The following is a 5,685-nucleotide window of genomic DNA, read 5'->3' as shown; positions in this document are numbered from 1 at the left end:
CGCACACTGCCTTCCATTACCGGCCACGGGTAACGCCACGCGGCCGCACAAACTCTCGGAACTCCCCGGCTCCCACCGGGGTGACGGGATCGGCGCTCAGGTGGCCAACCTCGGGCACCCTGCCCGAAATCCACCCACTCACACCGGATTCAGCGCGATCGGCTATGACACGATCGCGGCAGTCCGGCTCGCCGCCACGCAACCAGCAATGACTCGGTTATCTCCCGACCTCCATCGTCAACCCCGACACCTGAACCACGCGTCCGAACACGAGGAGAAGCGTATTCGTTTCAATAATAAACCGGACCGGATTCAGCCAAAATCGCGGCTGGAGGACTTGCCTGTCGACGCTGGGAAACGGGTCCAGCGATCCGACCGCGTACGCCGAACCGACAGCGGTCGGCACACCACCGGCAAGGTGGCAGCGCGGCTGTCGACACAGGCTCTTGCTGTGTCCGGACACACTAAGCGATACAACGTTGCATCACCGTTGCATCTTCGTGATCCAGATCACGCATGACTCCGACGCCGGAAACGACAAAACCCCCGCCGTGGCACGGCGGGGGTTTCGGCGGTCAGAAGCTGCCGCGGGGACGCTTACTCAGCGTCGGCGGTCTCCTCGACAGCGGCCGGCTCGGCGGCTGCCTCGTCCTCGACCGGGACGAGCGAGATCTTGCCGCGGTTGTCGATATCGGCGATCTCCACGCGCAGCTTGTCGCCGACGTTGACCACGTCTTCGACCTTGGCCACGCGCTTGCCGTTGCCCAGCTTGGAGATGTGCACCAGACCGTCACGACCCGGCAGGAGCGAGACGAACGCGCCGAAGGCGGTGGTCTTGACGACCGTGCCGAGGAAGCGCTCACCGACCTTGGGCAGCTGCGGGTTGGCGATGGCGTTGATCATGTCGATCGCGGCCTGGGCCGAAGGCCCATCGGTCGCACCGACGAATACGGTGCCGTCATCTTCGATGGAGATGTTGGCGCCGGTTTCCTCGGTGATCTGGTTGATCATCTTGCCCTTGGGCCCGATGACCTCGCCGATCTTGTCGACCGGGATCTTGATGGCCGTCACGCGCGGGGCGTAGGGGCTCATCTCGTCGGGGTCGGTGATGGCCTCGGCCATCACGTCCAGGATGGTGGTGCGCGCGTCGTGCGCCTGGTTCAGCGCACCTGCGAGGACCTGCGAGGGGATGCCGTCGAGCTTGGTGTCCAGCTGCAGGGCGGTGACGAAGTCACGGGTGCCGGCAACCTTGAAGTCCATGTCGCCGAAGGCATCCTCGGCGCCGAGGATGTCGGTGAGGGCGACGTAGCGGACCTCGTCCTCACCCTTGTCGTTGGTGATGGTGTCGGAGACCAGGCCCATGGCGATACCCGCGACCGGCGCCTTCAGCGGCACACCGGCGTTGAGCAGCGACAGCGTCGAGGCACAGACCGAACCCATCGAGGTCGAGCCGTTCGAGGACAGCGCCTCCGACACCTGACGGATGGCGTAGGGGAACTCCTCCTGCGAGGGCAGCACCGGCATCAGCGCACGCTCGGCGAGCGCGCCGTGGCCGATCTCGCGACGCTTCGGCGAACCGACGCGACCGGTCTCACCGGTGGAGTACGGCGGGAAGTTGTAGTGGTGCATGTAGCGCTTGGAGGTCTCCGGGCCGAGCGAGTCGACCTGCTGGGCCATCTTCACCATGTCGAGAGTGGTGACACCCATGATCTGGGTCTCGCCACGCTCGAAGATCGCCGAACCGTGGGCGCGCGGGATCACGTCGACCTCGGCCGACAGCTCACGGATGTCCGCCAGGCCGCGGCCGTCGATGCGGAAACCGTCGGTGAGGATGCGCTGGCGCACCAGCTTCTTGGTGACCGAGCGGAACGCGGCCCCCAGTTCCTTCTCACGACCGGTGAAGTCCTCACCCAGGCGGGAGAGCACCTCGGCCTTGATCTCGTCGATGCGGGCCTCACGGGCCTGCTTGTCGGCGATGCCGAGGGCTTCGTTCAGCTCGACCTTCGAGGTGCCTTCGACGGCGGTGAACACGTCGGGGCCGTACGGCGGGAAGAGCGGGAATTCCTGGGTCGGCTTGGCAGCCAGCGCGGCCAGGTCGGCCTGGGCGCGGACCAGGCGCGCGATGAACGGCTTGGCGGCTTCCAGACCCTGGGCGACCACGGCCTCGGTCGGCGCCTGCGCACCGTCTTCGATCAGCGCGATGACCTTGTCGGTGGCCTCGGCCTCGACCATCATGATGGCGACGTCGCCGGTGTCGGTGACGCGGCCGGCGACGACCATGTCGAACACGGCGCCTTCGAGCTCCTCGACGGTCGGGAACGCGACCCACTGCTCACCGATGAGGGCGACGCGGACGCCGCCGATCGGGCCGGAGAACGGGATGCCCGAGAGCTGAGTCGACGCCGAGGCGGCGTTGATCGCCACCACGTCGTACAGGTCCTTGGGGTCCAGGCTCAGCACGGTGACCACGACCTGGATCTCGTTGCGCAGACCGTCGATGAAGGTCGGGCGCAGCGGCCGGTCGATCAGGCGGCAGGTCAGGATCGCGTCGGTGGAGGGGCGGCCCTCGCGACGGAAGAACGAGCCGGGGATACGGCCCGCGGCGTACATGCGCTCTTCGACGTCGACCGTGAGCGGGAAGAAGTCGAACTGGTCCTTGGGGTACTTGCCGGCGGTGGTCGCCGACAGCAGCATGGTCTCGTCGTCCAGGTAGGCGGCGACGGAGCCGGCGGCCTGCTTGGCCAGACGGCCGGTCTCGAAGCGGATGGTGCGGGTGCCGAAGCTACCGTTGTCGATCAGCGCGACCGACTCGAAAACACCGGGTTCGACCTCGACCGCAGTCGTAGGGCGTTCAGTTGTCTGCGTCATATGTTCTTCTCTCGACCTCTCGTCTCGCTGGTCGCGCTGCCGTTTCCAGGCGTACTTTTCGCCTGGTGGGCGCGAACCCAGCTGTCGTCAGCCGTACCGGACACGGACACGTGGAAACCCTCCTGGCTGCCACGCGCAGCACCCGGCCGTATCCCCTTGGAAGCGGCGACGCGGAGGCGGTCATCGATCGAAGCCCGACGGCGGCGAGAAAGACGCCTGCCGAAAGGCCACTACCGAAGACCGACGCCACGCGGACGGATGCACACGGCTGTCACATGTTGTAATGCAGCCGGGAACCCGATGGTCCCCGAATACACGAATAGCCAACGAGAAGAAGTGTACTTCTTCTCGTTGGCTACTCGCCGACCGCCTCCACAGGGAGGCGTGTCAAATGAACTCAGCGTAAGAACCGCCCACCCCCACGAGTGGAGCAAACGCACCCGAGCGAACCCGCTACGGACTCCTCACGCAACCACAACGTTTTCGGCCGCCCCGGATCCGAGGGGCGAGACGTAACGCCGAAGGCGCAGTATCGCCCCTCGGATTCGGGGTTACGAGGCCGAAAACCCGCGGCGCCAGCCGCAAAAAACTATCGGCGCAGGCCGAGACGCTCGATGAGCGAACGGTAGCGGTTGATGTCGTTGGCCTGCAGGTACTTCGACAGGCGACGACGACGACCGATCAGGGCCAGCAGGCCGTGACGGGTGTGGTGATCGTGCTTGTGCTGCTTCAGGTGCTCGGTCAGGTCCGAGATCCGCTTCGACAGCAGCGCGATCTGCGCCTCCGGCGAGCCGGTGTCGGTGGGGTGCAGGCCGTACTCGGCGAGAATTGCCGACTTCTGCTCAGTGGTCAGCGCCATGTGGCTCGACTCCTATTTTCAGTTCCGCGCTCGAAGGTCCGGTTACCCGGGATGGGCGCCACCGCGGACCGCAGCAAACCCGAGGATTCACCTTACCGGACCCCCGAACGCGCGATCGAATCGGGCTCAGGCGTCGGCGGCGGTGAGGATCTTGCGCGCGGCCTCGACATCGCGGCCCATGGCCTCGACCAGATCGTCGATGGTGTCGAATTTGCGCATCCCGCGCAGTTGTTCGACGAAGTCGACACCGACGTGCTGGCCGTAGAGATCGGCCTCACCGTCGAGGACGAACGCTTCGACGGTGCGTGAGCGACCCGAGAAGGTCGGGTTGGTCCCGACCGAGATCGCGGCCATCGCCCGCTCGCCGGGTGCGGCGCTCCCGATCGTCGGGCCTGACCCGAGCACGGTGAACCAGCCCGCGTAGACCCCGTCGGCCGGGATCGCGGCGTGCATCGGCGGAGCGACATTGGCGGTCGGGAAGCCGAGCCCGCGACCTCGTCCGTCGCCGTGCACGACGACCCCTTCGACGCGATGGGGGCGCCCGAGTGCCTCGGCGGCCGCGGCCATATCGCCCGCGTCGACACAGGCGCGGATGTAGGTGGAGGAGAACGTGACGGCGTGTTCGCCGAGCAGGGTCACCCCGTCGACCTCGAAGCCGAACCGCTCGCCCAGTTCGCGCATCGTGTCGACGGTGCCCGCGGCCTTCTTACCGAAAGTGAAGTTGTCGCCGACCACGACCTCGGTGACGTGCAGACGTTCGACCAGCAGATCGTGCACATATTCGCCCGGGGTGAGCTTCATGAAGTCCTGGGTGAACGGCATCACGCAGAAAACGTCGATCCCGAGTTCTTCCGCCAGTTCCGCGCGCCTGGTCAGCGTGGTCAGCTGCGCGGGATGCGAACCGGGTCGCACCACTTCCATCGGGTGCGGATCGAAGGTCATCAGCACCGAGCGCACACCACGCTTGCCCGCCGCGGCAACCGCGCGGCTGATCAGCTGCGCGTGCCCTCGATGTACCCCGTCGAACACGCCGATCGTGAGAACGCAACGCCCCCAGTCCGCGGGCACGTCGTCGAGACTTCGCCATCTCTGCACAGAGCGAAGCCTACGCAAAGCGATGCCCGAACAGAATTCCGGTGTGACCGGATCACCGGTGCGCGCCGTGCCGGTTCGCCGATGTGTCATTCGGCCCAGGGATGCCTAACATTGGTGATGTGCCAGCTAAACGAGATGTCGCGACCCGCAGCGTGCTGACGCAGCCCGCCGAGCAGGCCGAACTCGACGCCACGATCGCGCCCGAACTGTCGGCGGTGGCGCAGGACTATCTGAAGGTCATCTGGACCGCGCAGGAGTGGTCGCAGGAGAAGGTGTCGACCAAGCTGTTGGCCGAGCGGATCGGCGTGTCGGCCTCGACGGTGTCGGAGGCGGTGCGCAAGCTCACCGATCAGGGCCTGGTCGAGCACGCCCGCTACGGCGCGATCACCCTGACCGAGCACGGCCGTCGCGCCGCGGTCGCGATGGTGCGCCGCCACCGCCTGATCGAGACGTTCCTGGTGAACGAACTCGGCTACGGCTGGGACGAGGTCCACGACGAGGCCGAGATCCTCGAGCACGCCGTCTCCGACCTCCTCATGACGCGCATCGACGCGAAACTCGGCCACCCCGACCGCGACCCCCACGGCGACCCCATCCCCTCCGCGGACGGCGATGTGCCCACTCCCCCGGCCCGCCAACTCAGCGACTTCGCGGCAGGGGAATCCGGTCGGGTAGCCCGTATCTCCGATTCCGACCCCGCCATGCTGCGCTACTTCGACTCCGTCGGCATCGCCCTCGACACCACCATCGAAGTCGCCGAACGCCGGGATTTCGCCGGCACCATCGCCGTTCACATCGCCTCGGCCGACGGCCCGACCGAACTGGGAACCCTTGCCGCCGAAGCCATCTGGCTCACGGCTTAG

General features: G+C 66.6%; 4 protein-coding genes. 1 reads left to right on the top strand and 3 read right to left on the bottom strand.

From position 1 onward, the window contains the following. Positions 1-597: 597 nt before the first annotated feature. From ACFWUR_RS11190 to ACFWUR_RS11180, 3 genes are all read right to left on the bottom strand, one after another. Complete coding sequence (locus ACFWUR_RS11190) at positions 598-2,868, bottom strand: polyribonucleotide nucleotidyltransferase (RefSeq protein ID WP_378905440.1); 2,271 nt, start codon at positions 2,866-2,868, stop codon at positions 598-600. A gap of 589 nt (positions 2,869-3,457) precedes the next feature. Then, positions 3,458-3,727, bottom strand: coding sequence for a 30S ribosomal protein S15 (gene rpsO, locus ACFWUR_RS11185; RefSeq protein WP_056811493.1), 270 nt, complete (start codon positions 3,725-3,727; stop codon positions 3,458-3,460). Between the two features lie 126 nt (positions 3,728-3,853). Next, positions 3,854-4,822: a bifunctional riboflavin kinase/FAD synthetase gene (locus ACFWUR_RS11180; RefSeq protein WP_378905437.1), complete on the bottom strand. Its 969-nt coding sequence runs from the start codon at positions 4,820-4,822 to the stop codon at positions 3,854-3,856. A 101-nt stretch (positions 4,823-4,923) separates the two neighbouring features. On the opposite strand from ACFWUR_RS11180, the gene ACFWUR_RS11175 reads away from it, so the two are divergent. Beyond that, a complete protein-coding gene (locus ACFWUR_RS11175; RefSeq protein ID WP_378905434.1) occupies positions 4,924-5,685 on the top strand; it encodes a metal-dependent transcriptional regulator in 762 nt (253 codons plus the stop codon).

The sequence above is a fragment of the Nocardia sp. NPDC058633 genome, assembly GCF_042717045.1.
Taxonomy (GTDB): Bacteria; Actinomycetota; Actinomycetes; order Mycobacteriales; family Mycobacteriaceae; genus Nocardia.
The sequence above is the reverse complement of the archived record's forward strand: the minus strand, read 5'-3'. Positions and strand labels throughout refer to the sequence as shown.